The organism is Kosakonia sp. BYX6 (assembly GCF_038449125.1).
Lineage (GTDB): Bacteria > Pseudomonadota > Gammaproteobacteria > Enterobacterales > Enterobacteriaceae > Kosakonia > Kosakonia calanthes.
This window is the reverse complement of sequence record NZ_CP151800.1, coordinates 4,366,398-4,391,080: the sequence shown is the minus strand read 5'-3', so window position 1 is coordinate 4,391,080 and position 24,683 is coordinate 4,366,398. Positions and strand designations below refer to the sequence as shown.

Sequence of the window (24,683 nt, the reverse complement as noted above, 5' to 3'; positions counted from 1 at the left end):
CTTCTTGCAGTTCCATTAAATGAAACTGTAGTCCCATTTAATGAGACTTGCTATGTCGATATTAGAAACCACTGCCAGCATTCTTAAACTGATGGTCGAGCGCCAGGGCGCGATCCGCATCAGCGATGTTATTCATCATCTGGGTATGCCAAAAAGCACGGCCTCACGCGTCATGAGCCAGCTTGAATCCTATGGCTACCTCGAAAAGGACGAAATTCACGGCACTTTTTTGCCTGGTCCGCTGATCATGTCGGCGTCGCACCTGGTAAATCGCCAGCTTACCCTGAACGATCACGTTGATGCCGCGCTGCGTAGCTTGTGCGAGCGCACCGGTTATACCGGCTATATCTCGATGCTGGATAACCAGGAGATCCTCGTGCTGCGGGTGATTCACGGCCGCCAGTCTTTACCGGTCGTCACCTGGCCCGGTTCGCGATCGCCCGCCTGGGGAACCTCCACCGGCCGGGCGCTGCTGGCGCGCTTTACTGATACCCAACTGCATGATTTCTTCGCCAGCCCGCAGGTGGTTTCCCAACTTACCGGTAGCCAGCAGGATGTCAGCATGCTGGTCGCGACGGTCGCACGAACCCGCGACGCGGGCTATGCGACGGCGGTTAACGAATCGGTCGCCGATACGGCGTCCGTAAGTTGCGCCGTCGGCGACCCGGCCACCCACGATGCTGTGGCGTTCTGCCTCTCATTTCCGCAACAGCTTGCCACCCCTGAAGAGTTGCAACGGATCGCGACATTACTGAAAGAGGCTGCCCTCACGATTGCCGGGAAAACCGGCGACACGCAGGTAAGCAGCCCGCTTTGATTCTTTTCCTTTTGCCAATGCCAGGAGAATAACCGTGAGTCAGACCGTCCGTTGTGAAACGCAGCCTGAGAAGCACGAGAGCCACCCGCGCGCTTTTGCCCCGGCCACTTTGTTAATGCTGTTGGTGCTAAGCATTTTTGGCGCTGTCATCGGCGTGCAGCTTCTCACCACGCTTGGGGTTACACCGAACACGGCGATCATTGGCGCGATGGCGGCGATGATCATTGCCCGTATTCCGCTTCAGTGCTTCGCCCGTTTTCGCTCTATTCATATCCAGAACCTGGCGCAGAGCGCCACCTCCGCCGCCACGTTTGGCGCGGCGAATTCGTTATTGTTGCCGATCTCCATTCCGTGGCTGTTTGGTCACAACGAAATGGTGATGCCGATGTTTATCGGCGTGGCGCTGGCGATGCTGCTGGATGCCTGGCTGCTTTATCGCCTGTTCAACACGCGCATTTTTCCGGCGGAAGGCGCCTGGCCGCCGGGCATTGCGGCGGCGGAATCCATTAAAGCCGGGGATCAGGGCGGCAAACAGGCGGCGCTGCTCGGCACCGGGATTGCGATTGGCGCAATCGGCTCCTGGTTTAAATTCCCGATGGCCGCGCTGGGTACGGCGTTTATCGGCAATATCTGGGCGCTCGGCATGCTCGGCGTCGGTTTCCTGTTGCGCGGCTACTCCGACCCCATGTTCGGCATTGATATCAACAAACTCTATATTCCGCACGGCGTGATGGCGGGCGCGGGTGTCGTCGCCTTGTTCCAGATTGCGCGCCTGATTGGCAAAAAAAGCCCGGCAACGGAGGCGAAACATGCCGCTGAAAGCGACGACGCGCTGCCGCTGGCGCAAAACGAGCAGATTGGCAAAACCATTCGCTTAGGCGCGCTCGGTTTTGTCGCGCTCTCCGCGCTGATTGCGCTGGGCAGCGGGCTGTATGCACACCTCTCATTGCCGTGGCTGATTGGTTTCATGCTTTACGCCGCGTTCGCCGCCTTCCTGCATGAAATGATTGTCGGCCTCGCCGCCATGCACTCCGGCTGGTTCCCGGCCTTCGCCGTTGCGCTCATCACACTGCTTATCGGGATTTTGATTGGCTTCCCGCCGGAAGCGTTGGCGATGCTGTGCGGTTTCTCCGCTGCTACCGGCCCGGCGTTTGCCGATATGGGTTACGACCTGAAAGCCGGCTGGATCCTGCGCGGCAAAGGTGCGCATACCCGTTTCGAATTGGAAGGTCGCCGCCAACAGTTGATTGCCGCCATGTTGGCCTTTGTGGTCGCCATGCCGGTGGTGCTGTTTATCTTCCGCGATTACTTCGCGCAGGGGCTGGTACCGCCGGTGGCGAAAGTCTATGTCGCGGCCATCAATGCGGGTGTCTCGCTGGATATCGCGAAATCATTGCTGATGTGGGCTATTCCGGGTGCCATCATCCAGTTGATTGGCGGGCCAGGCCGCCAAATGGGCGTCATGCTGGCAACCGGTCTGTTGATCAACAACCCACTGGCCGGCTGGGCGGTGATTATCGGGATTGCCATCCGCGCCGTGGTTTTGCGCGTGGGTGGCGAGCCGATGCGTAACAAAATCGAGGTGCTGGCGGCAGGCTTGATCGCCGGGGACGCCCTGTTCAGCTTCTTTAATTCCGTCCTGCCGGGCGGCAAAAAGTAATCACGCAACATCAGAGAAAACATTATGAGCTTACAACAAACATTACAGGTCTTTGCGTTACTCGACAGCGCGTATGCCAGCGGCGAAAAGGTGAAAACCCTGCTGGCGGAATATCGCGACCTTGAGGTGAGCGTGAAAGCGGTAAGCGGCCCGAAAGGCAGCACCGACTTCGTCAAAATCGTGATTCCGGGTTCAGAAGGTAAGCGCAGCGGCGGTACGGCACCGACGCTGGGGATTGTTGGGCGTTTGGGCGGAATCGGCGCGCGTCCGGGGCGTATTGGCCTGGTGTCCGATGCCGATGGCGCCGTCGCGGCGATCGCCAGTGCGCTCAAGTTGGCCGAAATGCAGCGCCAGGGCGACACCCTGCCAGGCGATGTGATTGTCACCACCCATATCTGCCCGGACGCGCCAACCCGCCCGCATGAGCCGGTCGATTTTATGGATTCCCCGGTGGAAACCGAAGATATGAACGAGCAGGAAGTGACCGACGAAATGGACGCGGTGCTCTCTATCGATACCACCAAAGGCAACCGCATCATCAACCATAAAGGCTTTGCCATTTCTCCGACGGTGAAAGAGGGGTACATCCTGCGTGTGGCAGACGATCTGCTGCGGGTGATGGAAATGACCACCGGGCAGTTGCCGGTGACATTCCCGATTACCACTCAGGACATCACGCCATACGGCAACGGGGTTTACCACCTCAACAGCATCCTGCAACCGTCGATCGCCACCGCCGCCCCGGTTGTCGGTGTGGCGATCACCGCTGTCAGCGCCGTGCCGGGCTGCGGAACCGGCGCGAGCCACGAAACGGATATCGCACTGGCCTGCAAATACGCGGTCGAAGTGGCGAAAGAGTTCACGCGCGGCACCTGCCAGTTCTTTGATAAAGCAGAGTATCAGCGCCTGCTGGATTTGTACGGTTCGCTGGCGCATCTGCAAAAACGCCAGCCGGGGGTGTGACATGGCGATCCGCAAAATTGGCACGCTGACCATCGGTCAGGCACCGCGCAGCGACATCACGCCGATCCTCGACGCCGCGTTACCGGCGCACGTGAACTGTGTGCATGCCGGGGTGCTGGACGGGCTGGATGATGTCGAAATTGCCGCGCGTTTCACACCGCAACCGGGGGACGCGCTGTTAACCTCGCGCTTGCTTGACGGGCGCGCGGTGGTGATGGGCAAGCCCGCCGTGGGCGAAGCGCTCCAGCAGAAGATCGACTGGCTGGAAGCGCAAGGCTGCGAGATCATCGCCATTCTATGTACCGGTGAGTTTCACGGCTTAAGCAGCCAGAAAGCCTGGTTGATCGAGCCGGATCAGCTCCTGCCGCCGACGCTAAATGCGCTGGTCGGCAAGCGTCGCGCCGGGATCCTTGTGCCGCTGGAATCACAAGTTGCCAGCGAACTGGAAAAGTGGCGGGGCGCTACACAGACGCCGGTTTTTGCTGTTGCATCACCCTACACTGCCAGCGAAGAAGACATTGCCGAAGCGGCCCGTTCGCTGGAAGCGCAGGGCGCGGAGGTGATCCTGACGGACTGCATGGGCTACACCGGCTGGCATCAGGAAATCTGCGCACGCCATGTCGCGGCGCCAGTGGTGCTGTCGAATAAGCTGCTGGCCGATCTGCTGCGTAATCTGCTCTAAAAGGAGACCAGGATGAACCTGCTGTTACTGAGTAATTCGGTGCTGCCGGGCACGGAATATCTGCACTATGCGCTGCCGCTGTTGAAAGCGCAGCTCGACGGGCGTCGCAACGTGGTGTTTATCCCCTTTGCGGGCGTCACCCAAAGTGATGACGCCTATACCGACAAAGTCCGGCTGGCATTGGCGGATCTCGATCTTTCGATCACCGGTATTCACACCGTTGATGACGCGCCAGCGGCGATTGCCGCCGCAGATGTTGTGATGGTCGGCGGCGGTAACACCTTTCATTTGCTGAAAAATTGCCGCGATCGCGGGCTGATCGAACCGATCCGTCAGGCGGTGAGCAACGGCGCGCTGTATGTGGGTTGGAGCGCCGGGGCGAATCTGGCGTGCCCGACCATCCGCACCACCAACGACATGCCGATTATCGATCCGGGTGGGTTGGATGCGCTTAACCTGGTGCCGCTACAGATCAATCCGCACTTCACCAACGCCCTGCCGACCGGGCATCAGGGCGAAACCCGCGAGCAGCGCATCCGTGAACTGCTGGTGGTTGATCCTGCGCTTGAGGTCATCGGCTTGCCGGAAGGAAGCTGGATTTCGGTACAAAACGGCAGTGCGCAATTGGGCGGCGACAAAACAGCGCTGCTGTTTAAGGCCAATGAAGCGGCCATCCCGCTGGCCAGCGATCATCGTTTTTACTGAGGGGGCTTTATGCTCGGCATTATTCGTGTATTAACCCATGACGACGCGCATTTTGTGGAAGAGCACGGGCGCCTGATCCAGCAAGAGTACGGCATTGCTTCTGTCAGCCGCTGCATTGCGGATCAGCGCAGCGGTATTTTTGATGCGCAAAGCGAAGCGCTGGCGGTGCCTAAGATCGTGGCGCTGGGTCAAGCATTGCAGGCGCAGGGTTGTCGCGCGCTTTTTCTCAGTTGCGCGGCCGATCCTGGTCTCGCGCAGCTTCGCGCCGCTGTGACCATACCGGTGGTGAGCGCAGGCAGCGCGGCGGCGAGCATTGCCGCGATGCTCAAACGCCCGGTGGCGGTGATGGGGATCGGCGAAGCCGCGCCCGCGCCGTTTCGCGCGTTACTCGGTGAAAACGTCCGCTATGCGCGGCCTGAGGGGGTGACAAAAACCACCGATCTGCTCACACCAGAGGGCCGTGCCAGCGCGCTCGACTGCGCCGATAAGCTCTATCAGGAAGGCGCGGAAGTGATCGCCTTCTCCTGCACGGGCTTTTCCACCATCGCTTTGGCGGATGCCATTCGCACAAAGCTCGGCAAAACCGCCATTGACGCGGTGAGCGCCGCCGGTTTGTTTGCCAGCCAGTTGGCATAACTTCACGGCCCGGATAAGGGCCGTCATTCTTTCTTCCCGCCTATTATTTCAATTAAAGACGAAACCGCATAAAAATAACCTGCGTAACTATTTCGCTGTCGTTTTTAATTATTTTAAGCAGCCAAGAATATATGATACGTCAGAGAACATAGACTGCATCACATAACGCGAAAACCTTAATAAAATTAAGCGAATTAATAATTCCTTCTAAATTAATAAGTTATTATTTTTAAGCAAGAATAGGATTTATCTCATCTCTTATTATCCACCGATTAAGGTGATATACGGACAATATAAAACGCAATTTTCTGGCGCTGAAAATAATAACGCCACCTATATTTAAAAACATCATTCGCGACATTCTTTAAGCGTGGAGAAGCTCCTCTCCCGGTTTTATTCACCTCTGCAATTAAGGAACACGTATGGTTAACCGGATAACCGTGCTGTCATCTGCTGGTAGTGAGTCGCTCCTTTTCTGGAGGTTAACCGGGGAAGAACGTCTTTCTGCGCCATTTCGCTTTCAGGTTGATTTGCTAAGTCAAGATTTCACCCTCGATCGGCAAAAACTGCTGGGGCAGGACATGACGGTGGTGATCCCCGCGCAACTGGGCAGCGAGCGCTACCTTTCCGGCAAAGTCACGGCGGTTTCCGTGCGTTCCGAAGAACTGGGCGGCACGCGTTATGCGGTTTGGCAGGTGATCCTCGAACCCGATTTTTGGCCGATGATGCGCGATCGCAACTTCCGCATTTTCCAGCAACAGCGCGTTCCGGATATCGCCAAGACGCTGTTTTCTGAATACAACGTCACCGTTGAAGACCAACTGACGCGCGCATTCGCCAGCAGGCCTGGCAAGCGGAACAGCAGCAGACGCAAGGTTCCGGCACCGCGACCGGTATTGCGCCGGGCCACGTTTTTACGCTGACCAATGCGCCGAATTACGCCGACAACGCCAAATGGTTGGTGGCCGGCGCGCAGTACGCCTTCGAAGAAAACCAGTACGCCTCCGGCGGCAATGCCCCGCAGATTGCCGATCAAATATTAGCAATGGCGGACGATGTTGATAAACTCAGGTCGAAACTGTTTCTTCTTTAGGAGGGTATATGGCTGATAATCAAAAAATCATACAAGAATATAATTCGCTGAATGAAGAAGGGAAGTTTAATTTCCTGCGCAACTTCACGCAGCCGTTGGATCGGGAATTAGCAAAATTTATGCTGGCGATTGCGACAGATATTAATGGCGATGACGATGCCAGAATCGAAGCGGTGAAAATATTAGGTTTATATCGCGGTGATTATGATGATGAGTTTATTAAAAAAGAACTTATCATCATCATTAATAACGATGATTTTGAAGATGATAGCCTGATTGTGAACTGCATTAATACCCTGGCATTATTGTCAATGACGGATGAAATTATTGAATTCGCGCTGAACATCATTCAAAGCGACAGCTATATCTTGTTTAAGGGCGCGGCATTCTCGCTGCTTTCCCATAATAAACAACACCCTAAAGCTATTGAGGCGTTAAAAAGCCTGCTGAATGATAAAGACTATGGCAAATCGGCGAAACGCGAACTGGAATAGATCTTCACACCGTTTTGGTCGGAATAATCATGGTAATCACGGCGCGTTATAAAACAAGGCTGTGATTTTTTTCGTCTATTTTCTGAAATTCAGATAATTATTTAGAGTGTTCTTTGCTGAAATAAAATTCGCTCAATAAGGAAAAGAGGTTTCTTAGCATTTAGATAATGAAAATGGTGCAGTAAACGGTAATATGAATTTCACCGTTTGTGTTCGGCAAAAGATATTTATTGCGAAGATTTACTTACCTCTTCATTAAGGGATTAAAAAATGAAAAGCTTATTTAAGATGAATAAGATTTGTACCTCGCTGGCATTGGTTGGGCTGATGAGCCTCAGTGGCCATGTTTTTGCGGAGACCGATTACGCAGACACCATGCCGTCCATTGAGGGACAAAAATTACTGGTCGGCTATTGGCATAACTGGGACCAGGGCTTCTCCGGTGATTATGAGCAGGGTTACCCACTAAAATTAGCGCTAAAAGATACGCCAAAAGAATACAACGTGGTAATGGCGTCATTCATGAAGTCGTCTGATGGCAAAAGCATGCCAACCTTCGTGCCGTATTACGGTTCCGATCAGGCGTTTCGCGCCGAAATCGCCGCGCTGAACCAGCGTGGTCAGGCGGTGCTGTTATCGCTGGGCGGCGCGGATGCGCATATTGAACTGCACGCCGCAAATGGCGATACGCAACATTTCGCTGACGAAATTATCCGACTCGTCGATCTGTATGGTTTTGATGGTCTGGATATCGACCTGGAACAGAGCGCCATTAAAAAAGCCGATAATGAAACCGTTATTCCTGCCGCGCTGAAACAGGTGCGTGAACATTATCAGCAGCAAGGTAAGCACTTTATTATCAGTATGGCTCCGGAAATTCCGTATCTGACGAAGTCCAACCCGCAATATCAAAATTATATTAATAGCCTCGACGGTTATTATGACTTTATTGCGCCGCAATTTTATAACCAGGGCGCGTTCGGGATTGGCTTCCAGCCGGATGACACCGCCAAAGACGGTTGGTGGGTGAATTACACCCAGGATGATGACAGCAAAAAATATGAATTCTTGTATCACTTCAGCAAAGAGTTAATTACCGATAAGCACGGTCTGGCTGCGGTGAAAATTCCGTCCAGCAAACTGGTGATCGGCCTGCCAAGTAATGGTTCCGCCGCTGCGACCGGTTTTGTGAAAACACCGGAAGATGTTTATCGCGTATTTGCGGATATGCAAAAAGAGGGCATGCCGCTTAGAGGCTTAATGACCTGGTCAATTAACTGGGATGAAGGCGAAAACGTGAATCACGTGCCGTTCGGCGGCCAGTTCCGTAAGGCGTATACCCAGTTAATTCACGATGGCAGCGTTGTCGAAACGCCGGAAAAAGACACGACTGCGCCGAGCGTACCGGCCGATTTGCATGCGCAAGCCACCGCAACCACTGTGCATCTCACCTGGAAAGCCTCTACGGATTCCGCCTCTGGCGTGAAGGGTTATGAAGTGTTCCGCAATCAGCAGAAAATTGCCGATGTCAGCGGAAATACCTTTACCGATGAAGATCTTAATGCCAACACTCAATATGCATACGCCATCAACGCGGTGGATGCGGCAGGCAATAAATCGGCGCTGTCTGCGGTGTTAAACGTTACTACCACGGAGCAGAGCGACGACGAACAAGAGCAAAGTTATCCGAAGTATCAGGCGGGCTATGCCTATAAAGCGGGCGATATTGTCACGGCGACCGACGGCAAGCTGTATCAATGCAAGCCACATCCGTACACTGCATGGTGCGGCGGCCTTGCCAGCGCATATGCACCGGCCACCGGCAGCGCCTGGAGCATGGCGTGGGATAAAGTCGTGAAATAAACCACGAAGAGATCATTTATATTGCCCCCAATTTATTGGGGGCATTGCTGTTTACTATTAGCATCCTTATCAATAAGCTCAAAAAAATCTCTATATCTCACCACTTTTCTTTTTTCGTTTATTTACACTGCGACTTTTTTTAGTAATTTAAATCCATAATAGGAATTTCCTTAGAATTGTATTTCCCCCGCCAGTGCTAGTAGTAAAAGTTCCCGCATAAAGCCTGCCAATACGCTCATTGACAATAAGGGAGCCACATCGTGAACACGCTGAAACCACTTTTGGCCAGAAACCGTAGTTGGGCGCTGCAAAAATTACACAGCGATCCAGGCACTCTCAACCCACGGGTGAAAGCCAATGTGATGATGGGGCTGCTGCGCGCCGGGAATTTGCTTTCGGGGCTGAGTGAGTTTGCTGAAAACGCGCCGCAGCGCGGTATTCATCTTAACCAGTGGCCGGCGATGTAACGCGTTGCGCCCCCTATTGTGGGGGCGCGAAATGTTATCAGGTAATGACCATCGGCCACTCGGGTGGCGCTTTTTGCGAGATCTCTTCCATCACAGCGACCATGTTCTGCCAGACGTGGGAGAAATCCACGACCGTAATGCCCAACAGACCGGTGGCAAACCAGCATGCCGCCGCCAGCCCCATCCCGCTGCTAATCACTGCAAGGCCAATATAGTCAGCACGACGAAAACGAATGTTCAGCGTACTGGCCATAAACATCAATACTGCGCTCAATAACTGCCAGCGAAATAACACCACGCTGGTGGTAAAGGTTGCCATGAAACCATCCTCAGAAAGAATCGAATACCAGGCGGACAGGCACTTACGTGGCGATGATGCAGGTGTCCGCAGGCGTAGCACAACAAAGTGAAAAGGTGTTCCGTGTTTCAGGAATGTGTGAACTATATCACATTTGTTCTTTTATTGACCAGTGCAAAAAGGGAGCTTTTCGTACCATGGATATATCCTTTTTTTATTAAGGATATATTTTATATCGGTAAAAATCCGACCCTGTTTCATGTAATAAATTCGTGTGATATTTAGCATCCTAATTGCCACAATATTTACAGTTTTCATCTCATATATTATGCTGATGAGGAAAATCTTATTTGCCTGTGAATGATGTTTCAGGGGGTTGATCTTAATCGATATATTCTTCGCGTAACGTTTTTGTGCATGGCGATCATCCGCCCGTGCAGCTTTGCGCTTAATGCATTATTGGCGGCTGCTTATTTCTTCCTGATTTAATCATTCCGGGTCGGTCTGGCGTTTTATAACCTGTGAATGAAAAAAATGAAAAAAGAGCATTCAACCATTCCACCGACCGACGGCGCAGTGGCGCTGGCGCTTCTGGCAAAGCTGATGCCGTGGCTGACGGCGCAGCGTTCGACAGAAGAGATTTTGCAAACCATCAACGCGGCTTTAGGGGCAAGCCTGGCATGGGTGGTTGTCAGGCAGGGTGGCAAGCCAGAGATGGTAAGCGTTGGCGTGCCTGGCTGTACGCTACAGGACACGCAAACCCTGCTTGAACAGTCACAGTTACGCCGCCATCAACGCGCCTGGCGTGTCATTTGCTGGCGTCGGCATGTCGGAACACTATTATTTCCTGACCAAGAAATTACCGCCAATAAATTGCAAAGCGGTATTTTGTGCAAGCTGAATTATAAAGAACCTGGCCTTGAGGGATATTTCTTTTTGGGTTTTACACAACCCCTGCAATCATTATCAGTTATCAAAAATGTCGTGGTTATTCTGGTCGAAAAATTAAAAGACTATTTGGCGGAAATTATTGCCAAAGAACGCGCCGCAAAAGAAATGCAGCGTATTGTCTCGCAATATAAAGCGTTATTTGATCGCGCCCCGGTTTTAATGAATTCTTTCGATAAAACCAACCGCTGTATTTTATGGAATGGCGAATGCGAACGTCTATTCGGCTGGAGCCTGGATGAGCTAAACCAGCAGGCTGATCCATTAGCGCTGTTTTTCCCTGATCCGGAGGTGCGGCAAAAAGTTCGCGCTTCGGTTAATACTTCACCGGCTGTCGACATGCATGAATGGCACCCGATTCGCCGCGACGGTCAAACGCTGACTGTGCTGTGGTCAAACATTCTGCTGCCGGACCACTCTATTCTCAGCATCGGCCTTGATATCACCGAGCGTAAAAAAGTGGAGCAGCAACTGGAGATGAAGGCCACCATTGACGATCTGACGGGCTGCTACAACCGCTTTTCTATGCTACGCAAATTAAAAGAGGCGCTGAAAGCGTGTCACCCTAACGATCCGCGCAGCCATTTCAGCCTGCTGATGCTCGATCTCGATCACTTTAAAAGCATCAACGACCGCTGGGGGCATTTAACTGGCGATGCCGCCTTAATCCATTTCTGCGAACAAATTCGCGAACACAGCGATCCGTCGTGGATTTTTGGTCGTCTCGGTGGTGAGGAATTTCTGATTTTAATGCCGCAAATCAATGGCAAAGCGGCATTGCGTTTTAGCCAAAAAATTCGTGCAGCATTAGCGCAAACACCATTATTAAGTGGGGCTGAAAAGATAGTCCTATCCTTTAGCGCTGGTTTAGTATTCGTGACGGATGAACAAGCAGATACTTCAGTTTTACTTACGCTTGCGGACAATGCGTTGTACGATGCGAAACGCGCAGGACGCAGTAAAACCGTGGTGGCGGGTGCCTTTTTATAAATAAAAGCGTGATGATGAAAGAATGTCATCTATAGATGAAAAAATACCCTGATGGCCCGCTATTTTTTTATCCTGTGGTTAGTTTGGCTTAATCTGCGATACTGTGCGGCATTAAGTAAAAACTCACCCAGGCGAATAGATAAATGGTTTCCTTAATATAAACATCGGGCAGACTTTTAGTTTGGGTTACGGTGGAAATATTCTCGGCATAACCAAATATTAGGTTTTTAAAGAGAAAAGTCAGTTGCTAATGTCGTATGTTTCATGCAACGTAATCACCTGTTTATCAAAGCATCCTGCCGAACATTAAATAGGCACATCATATGCAGGGATATTGGCGGACATGATTCATAGCGTGCGTCGCAAGATGCTCAGAATAGTCGGGGTGATGCTGGTAGTCCTCATACCGGTGATGCTTTCGCTATGGTTTGCGCATATCCGTGCAGTGAAAGAAACAGGCTCGCAACTTCGTTCATTTTCCCAACTGGCGCTGAATAAAACAGAAGTCGTTATCCAACAAGTGGATAGCGTTCGCGCCGCCGCCGAAAAATATCAGGGGCAACCCTGCACCGCAGAACACCGCGCCGCGATGCTCAATATTGTGCGTAGCAGCCAATATGTTGCCGACCTCATTTATGCCCGTGGTAACGACTTTTTATGTTCGAGCGTAATAACGCCTGCGCAATCGTATGCTATTTCGCCAGCGGATTATAAACGCTCCCCTGATATTGCTGTTTATTATTACCGTGACACTCCTTTTTATGCCGGCTACAAAATGGTCTACATGCAACAGGGTAATTATGTGGCGGTCATTAATCCGCTCACTTATAGCGATGTCACATCAGATGATTCTCAGCTGGCATATGGCGTTTATGACACGATTTCCGGGGAATTCTTTTCCGTTAGCCAACATGCCCAACTCGCCACGCTGGCAAAACTGACCAACCGTACGGATTTCACATTCCGGCAAGGCGATCGTTTTTACGCCATTGTGCACTCCACAACACGCCCGATTGCCATCATCGTGTCAACCTCCAGCGAGCGCTATTACCAGGCGCTTTATCACCAGGCGATGCTGGCGTTGCCGCTGGGGATGATTTGTAGCGTCCTCATCTTATTAATGTGGTCGCGAACGCGGCAGGAATTTAACTCGCCGCGCCGCATGCTCCACCGGGCTTTAGTCCGTCGCCAACTTTGCCTTCATTACCAACCTATTATTGATATCAAAAACGGGACCTGCGTCGGTGCGGAAGCGCTATTACGTTGGCCGGGTTTTAATGGCCAGGTGATGAGCCCGGCGGAATTTATTCCGCTGGCGGAAAAAGAGGGCATGATTGAACGCATTACGGATTATGTCGTCGATGAAGTGTTCAGCGATCTGGGGGATTTTTTGGCGGTAGTGCCAAACCTCTATATTTCGATCAACCTTTCTGCGGCGGATTTCCATTCTTCGCGGCTGATCTCCATGATTGCCAATAAAGCCAAAATGCACGCCGTCCGCGCCGAGCAAATCAAAATTGAAGTCACCGAACGCGGCTTTATCGATGTGCCAAAAACCACGCCAGTCATTCAGGCGTTTCGCCAGGCCGGGTATGAAGTGGCGATCGATGATTTCGGCACCGGCTATTCCAATCTGCACAACCTCTATTCGCTCAATGTCGATATCCTGAAAATCGACAAATCCTTTATCGACACGCTGACGACAAACAGCACCAGCCATCTGATTGCCGAGCACATTATTGAGATGGCGCAGAGCCTGCGCTTGAAAATTATTGCGGAAGGGGTCGAAACGGCGGAGCAGGTCACCTGGCTGTTAAAACGCGGCGTGCAGTTCTGCCAGGGTTGGCACTTTGCAAAGGCGCTGCCGCCGCAAGAATTCAAACACTGGGTGCAGCAGCCGCCTTCCTTAAAGTAACCCTGCTTCAGGCGTGATGGCGGTAATCGCTGGGTGTGCGATCAAACTCCCGGCGAAACACTCGTGAAAACGTCTGTTGCGAGACGTATCCCAAATCCATCGCGATATCAAAAATAGGGCGTTGCGTGGTGCGTAACGCTTCTGCCGCCAGCAGTAAACGGCGCTGGCGAATATAATCCCCCAGCGTCTGATGTGTTACGGTGCGGAACATTCTTTGCAGATACCACTTTGAATAACCTGACTTTCTGGCGACAACATCAATGTTCATTGGTTGGTCGATATGTTCATCAATCCATTCAATTAGGGTCTGAATAATTTGCTGATGGGACATAAAGCTTCCTCATTTCCCGATTCGTCGTTTTGTCTGCGGGCGAGTATAATTCCTCAAGTTAACTTGAGGTAAAGAGGTTTTATGGAAAAGAAAACGCCGCGTATCAAAGCGCTGCTCAGCCCTGGCGAAGTGGCGAAGCGCAGCGGGGTGGCCGTTTCGGCTCTGCACTTTTATGAAAGCAAAGGCCTCATAAAAAGTTTGCGTAATGCCGGAAACCAGCGCCGTTATACGCGTGATGTATTGCGTTATGTGGCCATCATCAAGATTGCGCAGCGTATCGGCATTCCGCTGGCGACCATCGGCGACGCGTTCGGCGTGTTGCCGGAAGGGCACACGCTCAGCAAAAAAGAGTGGAAACAGCTCTCGTCGCAATGGCGCGAAGAGTTGGACCGGCGCATTCATACGCTGGTTGCGCTGCGTGATGAGTTGGATGGGTGTATCGGCTGCGGTTGCTTGTCGCGCAGCGATTGCCCGTTGCGTAACCCCGGCGATACGTTGGGCCAGCAGGGCACCGGCGCCCGGCTGCTGGAAGACGATTGACGCGCACAAAAAACTAAAGCGCCCGTTGGGGCGCTTTAGTCGTTTTCCGGTCTTTGTCTTTCTCTCTATCCCGTTTATGAACGGGAGGGTTTCCCCCGACATCAGCACCCCTCATGATGTTCCAGGTTCCGGATTGTGCTGACACTTTTAGTGTAGGTCAGAGAGGCCTTTCTGCCACTTTTTTGACCGTTTTTTTATGATTTTTTGTCCATAAAGCCGCCGCTTTTCTATAGTTAAAACGAATAACCCCGCAGGAGAAAAACATGCTCACGGTGCATCACCTGAATCAATCGCGCTCGCAGCGCGTGCTCTGGGCTTTGGAAGAGTTGGGCGTGCCGTATCAAATTGTGCGTTACCAGCGTGAAAAAACCATGCTGGCCCCGGAATCGCTCAAAAAAGTGCACCCGTTGGGTAAATCCCCTGTTATTGAAGACAACGGCCTCATCATTGCCGAATCCGGCGCGATCCTGGAGTACTTACAGGAAACCTACGATAACCAACAGCGCTTTAAGCCGCAGGAGACAAAACAGAAACTCGATTACCGTTTCTGGCTGCACTACGCCGAAGGTTCGCTGATGCCGCTTCTGCTGATGAAACTGGTGATAAGCCGCCTTGGCAAACCGCCGGTGCCGTTTGGCGTGCGCAGCATCGGGAAAGTGCTCGCCAACGGCATCGAAAAAACTTTTTTAAACAAACAACTGGAAACTCACGCGCGCTTTATGGAAACGGAACTGGCGCAAAAAAATTGGTTTGCGGGCGATCACATCAGCATGGCGGACGTCCAGATGAGCTTCCCGGTTTTCGCGCTGCTGGCGCGTGGCGGTATCGACAACCTTCCCAATTTGCGCGCGTGGAAAAAGCGCGTTGAAATGCGCCCAGCCTGGCAACGCGCCATTGTCCAGGGCGGCCCGTTCGATCTCCCTGGCGACTAGGAATGTTTGTATTTTGTTGCAAAGTTGCGCATCGACGATAACGTTTGCGCATCGGCCGGGTACTTCTTCGCCGCTTTGGGCAATATTTGGCAAAAAGCGGCAAAGTTCAGTTGAAAAGCGTCATATAAACGCTGGATAATCGTTTGCCTTTTTTTGACCAACCGTTGTATGCGCGGAGTTAAACGTTTGCTTTTTTGTGGCCCCTTGCCACAACGCAGCACAGGGAGATGATGTTTAACCGGCAGTGGACTGTCCACCACGCATCACAATGCACAATAATATTTTCAGGGGATGTTTCTATGTCTACGCCATCTGCGCGTACCGGCGGTTCGCTTGACGCACTGTTCAAAATTTCTGCACGTGGCAGTAATGTTCGTCAGGAAATCGTTGCCGGTCTCACCACCTTCCTGGCGATGGTCTACTCCGTCATCGTTGTGCCTGGCATGCTGGGCAAAGCCGGTTTCCCGCCGGCAGCCGTTTTCGTCGCGACCTGCCTGGTTGCCGGTATTGGCTCCATCGTCATGGGGCTGTGGGCTAACCTGCCACTGGCCATCGGCTGTGCTATCTCTCTTACTGCGTTTACCGCCTTCAGCCTGGTGCTGGGTCAGCATATCAGCGTCCCGGTTGCCCTCGGCGCGGTGTTCCTGATGGGTGTGCTGTTCACCATTATCTCTGCAACCGGCATTCGTAGCTGGATCCTGCGTAACCTGCCGCACGGCGTTGCGCACGGCACCGGCATCGGTATCGGTCTGTTTCTGCTGCTGATCGCGGCAAACGGCGTTGGTCTGGTGATTAAGAACCCGCTGGACGGCTTGCCGGTTGCGCTGGGCCACTTTGCCAGCTTCCCGGTGATCATGTCGCTGATTGGTCTGGCGGTGATTATCGGTTTGGAAAAACTGAAAGTGCCAGGCGGCATTCTGCTGACCATTATCGGCGTGTCGATTGTTGGCCTGATTTTCGATCCGAGCGTGCATTTTTCCGGTATTTTCGCCATGCCGTCGCTGAGCGATGACAAAGGCAACTCGCTGATCGGCAGCCTGGACATCATGGGCGCGTTAAACCCGGTGGTGCTGCCAAGTGTGCTGGCGCTGGTGATGACGGCGGTGTTTGACGCCACCGGTACCATCCGCGCGGTAGCGGGCCAGGCGAATCTGCTGGATAAAGACGGCCAGATTATCGATGGCGGCAAAGCGCTGACCACCGACTCCCTGAGCAGCGTGTTCTCCGGCCTGGTCGGCGCGGCACCGGCTGCGGTATATATCGAGTCTGCGGCGGGTACGGCGGCGGGCGGTAAAACCGGCCTGACGGCGATCACCGTTGGCGTGCTGTTCCTGTTGATCCTGTTCCTCTCTCCGCTCTCTTACCTGGTTCCGGCTTACGCGACCGCGCCAGCGCTGATGTATGTTGGCCTGCTGATGCTGAGCAACGTGGCGAAAATCGACTTCGCTGATTTCGTTGACGCCATGTCAGGCTTGATCACCGCGGTGTTTATCGTGCTGACCTGCAACATCGTCACCGGCATCATGATCGGTTTCGCCTCGCTGGTGATTGGCCGCGTGGTTTCCGGTGAATGGCGCAAGCTGAACATTGGCACCGTGGTTATCGCCGTGGCGCTGGTTGCCTTCTATGCTGGCGGTTGGGCTATCTGATTGATGGCGCTGGCGCTTATTCGCCTGCGCTTCTCATCTAAAAATATTCTTACAATGGGCGACTTCGGTCGCCCATTTTTTTGCCCACAGCCCGGTTTCTTTGCGTTAAGCTGGATGTTCTGGCATCAGGCCTGATGCTTTTATAAACACACTGCAAACAGGGAACGCATGGAAATTTTCTTTACTATTCTCATCATGACCCTTGTGGTTTCGCTCTCGGGCGTCATCACGCGAGTTCTGCCGTTTCAAATTCCTCTGCCGCTGATGCAAATCGCCATTGGCGCGTTGCTGGCCTTGCCGACGTTCGGCCTGCATGTTGAGTTCGACCCCGAACTGTTCCTGGTGCTGTTTATTCCACCGCTGCTGTTCGCCGATGGCTGGAAAACGCCCACGCGCGAGTTCCTTGAACATGGTCGCGAGATCTTCGGTCTGGCGCTGGCGCTGGTGTTGGTCACTGTGGTCGGTATCGGTTTCTTAATTTATTGGGTGGTGCCGGGTATTCCGCTAGTGCCCGCCTTCGCGCTGGCGGCGGTGCTGTCGCCAACGGATGCGGTCGCGCTTTCCGGCATTGTTGGGGAAGGGCGCATTCCGAAAAAAATCATGGGCATTTTGCAGGGCGAAGCGTTGATGAACGACGCGTCCGGCTTGGTGTCGTTGAAATTCGCGGTCGCCGTGGTGATGGGCACCATGATCTTTACCGTCGGCGGCGCAACGCTTGAGTTCCTGAAAGTGGCGATTGGCGGCCTGCTGGCCGGGTTTGTGGTGAGCTGGCTGTACGGGCGCTCGCTGCGTTTTCTCAGCCGCTGGGGCGGTGATGAACCCGCGACGCAAATCGTGCTGCTGTTCCTGCTGCCGTTCGCCTCTTATCTGATTGCGGAGCATATTGGCTTTTCCGGCATTCTCGCGGCGGTCGCGGCCGGGATGACCATCACCCGTTCCGGCGTGATGCGCACCGCGCCGTTAGCGATGCGTCTGCGCGCCAACAGCACCTGGGCGATGCTGGAATTTGTCTTCAACGGCATGGTGTTTCTGCTGTTGGGCCTGCAATTGCCGGGCATTCTGGAGTCTTCTCTGGTGGCGGCCGAGGCCGATCCGAACGTTGAAACCTGGATGCTGTTTACCGATATCATCCTGATTTACGCCGCCTTGATGCTGGTGCGTTTTGGTTGGCTGTGGACGATGAAAAGGTTTAGCCGCCGTTTCCTGACCAAAAAGCCGATGGAGTTTGGCGCATGGAGCGACCGCGAGCTGCTGATTGCCACCTTTGCCGGGGTGCGCGGGGCGATTACCCTGGCTGGTGTGCTCTCTATTCCGCTGTTGTTGCCGAGCGGTGATGTTTTCCCGGCGCGTTATGAATTGGTGTTCCTGGCCGCTGGGGTGATCCTGTTCTCGCTGTTCGTGGGTGTGGTCGCATTGCCGGCGTTGTTGCAGCACGTTGAGATTCGCGATCACGCGCAGCAGCATAAAGAGGAGCGCATGGCGCGCGCGGCGACCGCCGATGTGGCGATTGTGGCCATCCAGAAAATGGAAGAGCGTCTGGCGGCCGATACCGAAGAGAATATCGATAATCAGCTGCTGACAGAGGTCAGTTCGCGGGTGATTGGTAACCTGCGGCGCCGCGCCGATGGCCGCAACAACGCCGAAAGTTCGCTGCTGGAAGAGAACCTCGAACGCCGCTTCCGCCTGGCGGCGCTGCGCTCCGAACGCGCCGAGCTTTACCATTTACGCGCTACTCGGCAAATCAGCAACGAGACGCTGCAAAAGATGCTGCACGACCTCGATTTGCTGGAAGCGTTGTTGATAGAGAGCAAGTAAGCGCTTTTTGTGATGCCGAATGGTGGCTGCACCTTATCCGGCCTACTGTGTCGCGTAGGCCTGATAAGCGCAGCGCCATCAGGCAATCATCGACAACACCGCACAACCCCGTAGGCCTGATAAGCGCAGCGCCATCAGGCATTCAGCGCCACACGGTATTCATTCATCGATCCCCGGTCGGTTCCAGCCAAAACCCTTCGCAACACGCCAGCCACGCTTTTGTGCTGTGCGACAAATAACTGCCTTCGCGCCAAATCATCCCCAATTGCCAACGCAACTCACTCTGCAACGGGATCCAACGCAAGGTGCGGTTGTCCAAACGCTGGCAAATTGGCTCCGGCAAAATCGCAATCCCAACGCCCGCCTGCACCATCGCGGCGAGAAAATCCCACTGCCCGCTGCGCACGGCGATGCGCGGCTTCACGCCATGCTGATTAAACAACCGCATCAACTGGCGGCTCAGGGCGAAATCTTCGTTGTAAATCAGCAACGGATGCTCGCTTAGCTCTTCGGGCGTCACCACATCATGCCTTAACCAATCGCCGGATCGCGGCACCAGCACGCACAGCGGGTGGCTAAACAGCGGCAATGTCGCCAGACCACTTTCATCTTCCACGGGCAGTGCCGTCATCGCCAAATCCAGCTCACCATTGCTTACCGCCTGCTGCACGGTCAGGCCGCCGAATTCAGCTATTTTCAACTCCACGCCAGGGTGGCGCTGGCGAAACAGGCTGATTGGCCCGGCAATCAACATGCCGACCATCGGCGGAATGCCGAGGCGCAGCACGCCTTTATTCAGGTGGTTGATGTCCTCGAGCTCCGCTTCCAATTGGCGAAATTCTGCGAGGATTGCCACACCGCGCTCAAAAACAACGCGGCCGGTATCGGTCAGCAATAATTTGCGCCCATCGCGAATCAGCAATGTGCAACGCAGTTCGTCTTCGAGGTTTTTCAACATTTTGCTGATGGTGGGTTGGGTCACGAATAAACGTTCCGCCGCGCGAGTGAAACTCTGCTGGCGCACCACCTCCACAAAATAACGCAGCGTCCGGATGTCCATAACTGTTCCTTTGAACCAGGCAGGCCTGCGGCGATTGTAATTCATTCACCTGGCGGAGAAAGCTGTCTGTAAGAAGGTTTGGCGTTTTTTTAAACGAATCGTTAACAGCGTTATGTTTTAACGCCCCGCCAATGTCAGCGGGGCGGGAGAGCGGTCACTGTTTTTTCAGCCGGGCGACCAGGTTGAGTTCGTTAAGCTGCTCGTGGGTTTAATCGTCCAGGCGCGTTGTATTTAACTCATCCAGAAATTTGTGGCCCAGAGGGGATACGCGATAGCGGGATCGGGATCCATCCTCATTGAGCACAATATCCACCATTCCGTTATTAATCAGGCTGGTGACGATATTTGCGACATTACCAAATCCGGGAATATTTCTCATAGAGAGTGCGCGATCGAGGATTATCCAGGTCCAGTCAATGTCTTTTTCTGCCATGACTTTTAAAACATTTAATTCAATTTTAGTTATCGTCATTTCGTTGCATCCGGATGGAATAAATCGCCATCTTTAAGTTTAAAATCTTCCAATGTTGCCGTGTGAGCGTTATTCCAAAGTTCATAGCCAGCATCGCCTTCTGGTTCACCCGTTTCCCAGCCTAACTTACAGTAACGTGTATACTCCCGGCATTCATGTGTGTAGTAATTCAAGTCTACTTGTTCCGGAGGCATCTCACCTTTTGCGATGTTTTTTAGCCTGCTAACCATGACATCATTAGCAGGATCGTGATCGAATCGTGCCAGATGTTTTTCAACAATTGCGATGCCGTCGTGATCGATCACTACACCGTCCGTGGTCAGCTTTTCAATGGGTCCACCCGCTTTTTCGGGATCGAAATTACGCGAGGATGAGACACCCCTGGCACCAAAGTGTTCAAGCTCCTCTAATTCGGGGAATTTCATTCTCCCCATCATCACTCCCGCCGCGATTGATGTACCTGCGATGAGTAAACCTTTGGTCTGCTCATTCATCACCTGGCCGTAGCCGGTTGGCGCATCACCGCCGAGTTGTTGCGCGGTCCTTCTGAATCCCTCGATATTACCGTTATAAATTCCGCCTGCGGCCAGCAGCCGTCCAGCGGCTTTGCTGTTGATGGTTTTTGCGGTCTGAGCAGGTTGTTCAGGCGCGTGTGTTCGGACTGTGACAACAGGGCGCCTTATTTGGCGAGATAACAGGTACTTCAGGCGAAGATACAAGCCGAACTTTTTAAGAATTCATTAATAACAGGCAATTTTAACGCCCCGCCAATGGCTGCGGGGCGGGAGGGCGGTCACTGTTTTTTCAGCCGGGCGACCAGGTTGAATTCGTTAAAATTCACCGGGCGTTGTTGTTGCATGGAAATATTCCCGGCAATGCCGGTGAGGATCGACATGGCGCCTGCGCGGTGATCGGCTGCGCGTTTTAGTGGGTCATTGCCTGGAGTACCAAATAAGTCTGCCAGCATGGCGTTATCGCCGCCGCCGTGTCCGCCTTCGCCGAGGGTGAAATCTGCTTTCCAGGGTGCGGAAAACATCGGAAACACGGTGATATCGCAGGATTCAAGGCTGCCTTCATTGGCGCGCTCGCCGCCCGCGTTCACATAGGATTTCTCGACGATTTTCATCTCCAGCCGCCCCTGGCTTCCGTTGAACACCACGTTTAACCCTTCCCACGGCAAATAGGTATTCAGTGAGTAACTTAATTGGCACTGGTTTTGGTATTTCACCAATACCGACATCGTGTCCTCGATGGTAATGCCGTCGCTGAACACGCTCTGATCGCGCCAGTAGTTATCTTCATGTTCGGCATCAAGGTAGAGCGCTTTCAACTGCGGATTGTCCGCCATCTTCAACGCAAACGGATCGTCCTGGGCGGCGGCGTAACCGTGTGCGCGCGGGTAAAACTGGGTGACGCCACGTTTTTCCGCGTTCTCTTTGCCGTAAAAGCGCAGCCCGCCTTCGGCATACACGCGCTGCGGGTAGCTGTCGAGCCAGAAATTCATCAGGTCGAAATGGTGCGTCGATTTATGCACCAGCAGCCCGCCGCTGTTGCGTTTTTCCCGGTGCCAGCGGCGGAAATAGTCCGCGCCGTGTTCAGTATTCAGCAACCACTCGAAATGCACCGAAAAAACCTCGCCGATGGTGTTGTTCATCAGCAATTCGCGCACTTTGCTGTGGTGCGGCGCATAACGGTAATTGAACGCCACGCGCACCGTTTTCCCGGTCTGTTCAATGGCATCGAGAATACGCAGCGCACGCGCTTCGTCGATGGTCATCGGTTTTTCGGTGATCACATCGCAACCGGCATGCAACGCCCGCACAATATAGTCGTCATGGGTGCGGTCCATGGTGGTAACGATAATGACGTCCGGGCGCGTTTCGCGGATCATTGCTTCAAATTGCGCCGCTTTCCACGTGGAAACCGCCGCCGCGCCTTCGTTGGCTAACAATTGATTGGCGTAATCCATGCGCGTTTGATTACTGTCGCAAAACGCCACCATCCGGGCATTCTCTTTCCACTGCCCGCCAATCGCGGAAATATATAATCCGGCACGCCCGCCCGTGCCCACTAACGCATATTTTTTCATTGCATCCTCATTAATGAATTAACGTGCTGATGTAATAAAAACATTGTTTCAATTTTCTGAGGATACTGTAGCGCGATAGCGGGGGATGCCTACAACGAAGGTGGGAAAGTGTGATCCCCGGCCATTACTGACCGGGGCAAAGATTAATGTGCGCGGCCCTGTTCGATGCCAATACCGGTTTGCGAACGGATAAACTGTGCGCGGAACCGCTCGCGCTCGCGGTTACCCTCTTCGGAATTATCGGTCAGCGAGAAGGCCCAAATGCCGATAAACGCCACTGCAATGGAGAACAGCGCCGGGTATTCATACGGGAACACCGCGGTTGCGTGACCGAGGATCTGCACCCAAATGGTCGGGCCGAGGATCATCAAAATCACCGCCGTCAGCAGGCCAAGCCAGCCGCCAATCATCGCGCCGCGCGTGGTCAGTTTCGACCAGTACATCGACAGCAGAATTATTGGGAAGTTACAGCTCGCGGCGATGGAGAAGGCCAGGCCAACCATAAAGGCAATGTTCTGGTTTTCGAACAAAATACCCAGCAAGATGGCGACCACACCGAGCACCAGCACAGTGATTTTCGACACCTTCAGCTCCTGGCGTTCGGTTGCCCCTTTGCGGAACACGTTGGCGTAAAGATCATGGGAAACCGCCGATGCGCCTGCGAGTGTCAGACCGGCAACCACCGCCAGAATGGTGGCAAACGCCACGGCGGAGATAAAGCCGAGGAACAAGTTGCCGCCCACCGCGTCAGCCAGATGCACTGCCGCCATATTGTTGCCGCCAATCAACGCGCCCGCCGCGTCTTTGAACGCCGGGTTCGCGCCAACCAGCATGATGGCGCCAAAGCCGATGATAAAGGTCAGGATGTAGAAATAGCCCATAAACCCGGTGGCGTAGAGTACGCTTTTACGCGCTTCGCGCGCATCGCTGACGGTAAAGAAACGCATCAAAATATGCGGCAAGCCCGCAGTACCGAACATCAGGCCGAGACCGAGCGACAGCGCCGAGATCGGGTCTTTCACCAACCCGCCAGGGCTCATGATCGCGCCGCCTTTCGGGTGTACCGCCATCGCTTCGGTAAACAGGTTATTGAAGCTGAAGCCGACGTGTTTCATCACCATAAAAGCCATAAAACTGGCGCCGAACAGCAGCAGCACGGCTTTAATGATCTGTACCCAGGTGGTGGCGAGCATGCCGCCGAACAGCACATACATCACCATTAGCACGCCAACCAGCACCACCGCGACATGGTAGTTCAGGCCGAACAGCAGTTCGATCAGCTTGCCCGCGCCGACCATTTGCGCAATCAGATACAGTGCCACCACCACCAGCGAACCGCAGGCGGAAAGGGTGCGGATCGGGCCTTGTTTCAGGCGGTACGACGCCACATCGGCGAAGGTGTAACGCCCAAGGTTACGCAGACGCTCAGCAATCAGGAACAGGATAATCGGCCAGCCGACGAGGAAGCCGAGCGAGTAAATCAGCCCGTCATAACCGGAGGTGTAAACCAGTGCGGAAATCCCAAGGAACGACGCCGCCGACATAAAGTCACCGGCAATCGCCAGCCCGTTCTGAAAGCCGGTAATATTGCCGCCCGCGGTGTAGTAATCACTGCGCGAGCGCACACGTTTCGACGCCCAGTAAGTGATGTACAACGTCAGGGCGACAAAAATCAGGAACATAATAATCGCCTGCCAGTTGGTCGGCTGGCGTTCAACCGCGCCGCTAACCGGATCGGCGGCAAGGGCCGTGAGGGGAAGTGTGGCGGCAAGCGCCGTCAGGACTCTCTTCATGATGCTTTTACCTCGCTCAGCACGGCTCTTGTCAGACGTTCAAATTCACTGTTCGCCCGCCAGACATAAACAGCCGTCAGCACGAACGAAATCACAATCACGCCGATGCCAATCGGAATACCGCGCGTCACGCTGGTTCCGTCATATAACGGCGTGCCGAGCCACTGCGGGGCAAACGCGATAAGCAAAATAAAGCCGACGTAGATAATCAACATGATGATGGAAAGAAGGAAGGCAAACCGTTGCCGTTTTTCAACTAACTCCCTGAAATGCGCACTATTTTCTATCCGCTGATAAATTTCATTCATCGCAGGATCTCCAGAGGTTTCCCCTTCGTCTTTCGCGCCGCAGGTGCGTTGGCTGCGCTCGCCACCCCAGTCACATAGTTATCTATGCTCCTGGGGATGTGCTCGTTTGCCGCCTTCCTGCAACACGAAATCCTTTGGGGAAGATAGGTTGGTAAGGGTTGTT

Annotated in this window: 21 protein-coding genes and 3 pseudogenes; 16 read left to right on the top strand and 8 right to left on the bottom strand. The window is 53.6% G+C overall.

Going from position 1 to position 24,683, the window contains the following annotated elements; translation table 11 throughout:
• Positions 1-52 precede the first annotated feature (52 nt).
• The 10 genes and pseudogenes from AAEY27_RS20520 to AAEY27_RS20470 form a co-directional block, all read left to right on the top strand.
• Positions 53-817, top strand: a complete 765-nt coding sequence (locus tag AAEY27_RS20520) for an IclR family transcriptional regulator (protein WP_342322623.1) — start codon at positions 53-55, stop codon at positions 815-817.
• A gap of 115 nt (positions 818-932) precedes the next feature.
• The gene (locus AAEY27_RS20515) at positions 933-2,477 is read left to right on the top strand and encodes an OPT/YSL family transporter (protein ID WP_342325664.1); all 1,545 of its coding nucleotides are present in this window, start codon (positions 933-935) and stop codon (positions 2,475-2,477) included.
• 24 nt (positions 2,478-2,501) lie between these two features.
• Positions 2,502-3,440, top strand: a complete 939-nt coding sequence (locus tag AAEY27_RS20510) for a DUF1177 domain-containing protein (RefSeq protein WP_342322622.1) — start codon at positions 2,502-2,504, stop codon at positions 3,438-3,440.
• Between the two features lies 1 nt (position 3,441).
• Complete coding sequence (locus AAEY27_RS20505; protein ID WP_342322621.1) at positions 3,442-4,122, top strand: AroM family protein; 681 nt, start codon at positions 3,442-3,444, stop codon at positions 4,120-4,122.
• Between the two features lie 12 nt (positions 4,123-4,134).
• Positions 4,135-4,827: a dipeptidase PepE gene (gene pepE / locus AAEY27_RS20500; protein ID WP_342322620.1), complete on the top strand. Its 693-nt coding sequence runs from the start codon at positions 4,135-4,137 to the stop codon at positions 4,825-4,827.
• Between the two features lie 9 nt (positions 4,828-4,836).
• On the top strand, positions 4,837-5,463 hold the full coding sequence (locus AAEY27_RS20495) for an aspartate/glutamate racemase family protein (RefSeq protein ID WP_342322619.1): 627 nt from the start codon (positions 4,837-4,839) through the stop codon (positions 5,461-5,463).
• Between the two features lie 422 nt (positions 5,464-5,885).
• Positions 5,886-6,475 (top strand): annotated as a pseudogene (locus AAEY27_RS20490) (contractile injection system protein, VgrG/Pvc8 family); the annotation flags it as partial.
• An 89-nt stretch (positions 6,476-6,564) separates the two neighbouring features.
• Positions 6,565-7,050 (top strand): hypothetical protein, encoded by a 486-nt coding sequence (locus tag AAEY27_RS20480; RefSeq protein ID WP_342322617.1) that lies wholly within the window; start codon positions 6,565-6,567, stop codon positions 7,048-7,050.
• A gap of 270 nt (positions 7,051-7,320) precedes the next feature.
• The gene (locus tag AAEY27_RS20475; protein WP_342322616.1) at positions 7,321-8,913 is read left to right on the top strand and encodes a glycosyl hydrolase family 18 protein; all 1,593 of its coding nucleotides are present in this window, start codon (positions 7,321-7,323) and stop codon (positions 8,911-8,913) included.
• A gap of 317 nt (positions 8,914-9,230) precedes the next feature.
• Positions 9,231-9,380, top strand: a pseudogene (locus tag AAEY27_RS20470) (hypothetical protein); the annotation flags it as partial.
• A 37-nt stretch (positions 9,381-9,417) separates the two neighbouring features.
• Here the strand turns inward: AAEY27_RS20470 and AAEY27_RS20465 are convergent.
• Positions 9,418-9,699 (bottom strand): YjcB family protein, encoded by a 282-nt coding sequence (locus tag AAEY27_RS20465; RefSeq protein WP_342322614.1) that lies wholly within the window; start codon positions 9,697-9,699, stop codon positions 9,418-9,420.
• A 621-nt stretch (positions 9,700-10,320) separates the two neighbouring features.
• On the opposite strand from AAEY27_RS20465, the gene AAEY27_RS20460 reads away from it, so the two are divergent.
• Complete coding sequence (locus tag AAEY27_RS20460) at positions 10,321-11,616, top strand: GGDEF domain-containing protein (protein ID WP_342322613.1); 1,296 nt, start codon at positions 10,321-10,323, stop codon at positions 11,614-11,616.
• A 343-nt stretch (positions 11,617-11,959) separates the two neighbouring features.
• Positions 11,960-13,531, top strand: coding sequence for an EAL domain-containing protein (locus AAEY27_RS20455; RefSeq protein WP_342322612.1), 1,572 nt, complete (start codon positions 11,960-11,962; stop codon positions 13,529-13,531).
• A 7-nt stretch (positions 13,532-13,538) separates the two neighbouring features.
• On the opposite strand, the gene soxS is transcribed toward AAEY27_RS20455, so the two are convergent.
• Positions 13,539-13,862 carry a superoxide response transcriptional regulator SoxS gene (soxS, locus tag AAEY27_RS20450; protein WP_342322611.1) on the bottom strand — a complete coding sequence of 108 codons (324 nt, stop codon included), beginning with the start codon at positions 13,860-13,862 and terminating at the stop codon, positions 13,539-13,541.
• An 81-nt stretch (positions 13,863-13,943) separates the two neighbouring features.
• Between soxS and soxR the strand changes: the two genes are divergently transcribed.
• From soxR to AAEY27_RS20430, 4 genes are all read left to right on the top strand, one after another.
• On the top strand, positions 13,944-14,402 hold the full coding sequence (soxR, locus tag AAEY27_RS20445) for a redox-sensitive transcriptional activator SoxR (RefSeq protein WP_342322610.1): 459 nt from the start codon (positions 13,944-13,946) through the stop codon (positions 14,400-14,402).
• A gap of 263 nt (positions 14,403-14,665) precedes the next feature.
• Positions 14,666-15,334 (top strand): glutathione S-transferase family protein, encoded by a 669-nt coding sequence (locus tag AAEY27_RS20440; RefSeq protein WP_342322609.1) that lies wholly within the window; start codon positions 14,666-14,668, stop codon positions 15,332-15,334.
• Positions 15,335-15,633: 299 nt separating this feature from the next.
• Positions 15,634-16,983, top strand: a complete 1,350-nt coding sequence (gene ghxP / locus AAEY27_RS20435) for a guanine/hypoxanthine transporter GhxP (protein ID WP_342322608.1) — start codon at positions 15,634-15,636, stop codon at positions 16,981-16,983.
• Between the two features lie 168 nt (positions 16,984-17,151).
• Positions 17,152-18,798, top strand: coding sequence for a Na+/H+ antiporter (locus tag AAEY27_RS20430; protein ID WP_342322607.1), 1,647 nt, complete (start codon positions 17,152-17,154; stop codon positions 18,796-18,798).
• Positions 18,799-18,961: 163 nt separating this feature from the next.
• Here the strand turns inward: AAEY27_RS20430 and AAEY27_RS20425 are convergent, their stop codons facing one another.
• The 6 genes and pseudogenes from AAEY27_RS20425 to AAEY27_RS20400 all read right to left on the bottom strand — a co-directional run bounded on the left by AAEY27_RS20425 (position 18,962) and on the right by AAEY27_RS20400 (position 24,520).
• On the bottom strand, positions 18,962-19,858 hold the full coding sequence (locus AAEY27_RS20425) for a LysR family transcriptional regulator (protein ID WP_342322606.1): 897 nt from the start codon (positions 19,856-19,858) through the stop codon (positions 18,962-18,964).
• Between the two features lie 208 nt (positions 19,859-20,066).
• Positions 20,067-20,330, bottom strand: a complete 264-nt coding sequence (locus AAEY27_RS20420) for a MarR family transcriptional regulator (protein ID WP_342322605.1) — start codon at positions 20,328-20,330, stop codon at positions 20,067-20,069.
• A pseudogene (locus AAEY27_RS20415) lies at positions 20,327-20,953 on the bottom strand (hypothetical protein); the annotation flags it as partial. The pseudogene AAEY27_RS20415 and the gene AAEY27_RS20420, both read right to left, overlap by 4 nt.
• A 170-nt stretch (positions 20,954-21,123) precedes the next feature.
• Positions 21,124-22,419, bottom strand: coding sequence for a Gfo/Idh/MocA family protein (locus AAEY27_RS20410; protein WP_342322604.1), 1,296 nt, complete (start codon positions 22,417-22,419; stop codon positions 21,124-21,126).
• Positions 22,420-22,562: 143 nt separating this feature from the next.
• Positions 22,563-24,212 carry a cation/acetate symporter ActP gene (actP, locus tag AAEY27_RS20405; RefSeq protein ID WP_342322603.1) on the bottom strand — a complete coding sequence of 550 codons (1,650 nt, stop codon included), beginning with the start codon at positions 24,210-24,212 and terminating at the stop codon, positions 22,563-22,565.
• Positions 24,209-24,520 carry a DUF485 domain-containing protein gene (locus AAEY27_RS20400; protein ID WP_342322602.1) on the bottom strand — a complete coding sequence of 104 codons (312 nt, stop codon included), beginning with the start codon at positions 24,518-24,520 and terminating at the stop codon, positions 24,209-24,211. The genes actP and AAEY27_RS20400 overlap by 4 nt, the downstream gene beginning before the upstream one ends.
• Positions 24,521-24,683: the final 163 nt, after the last annotated feature.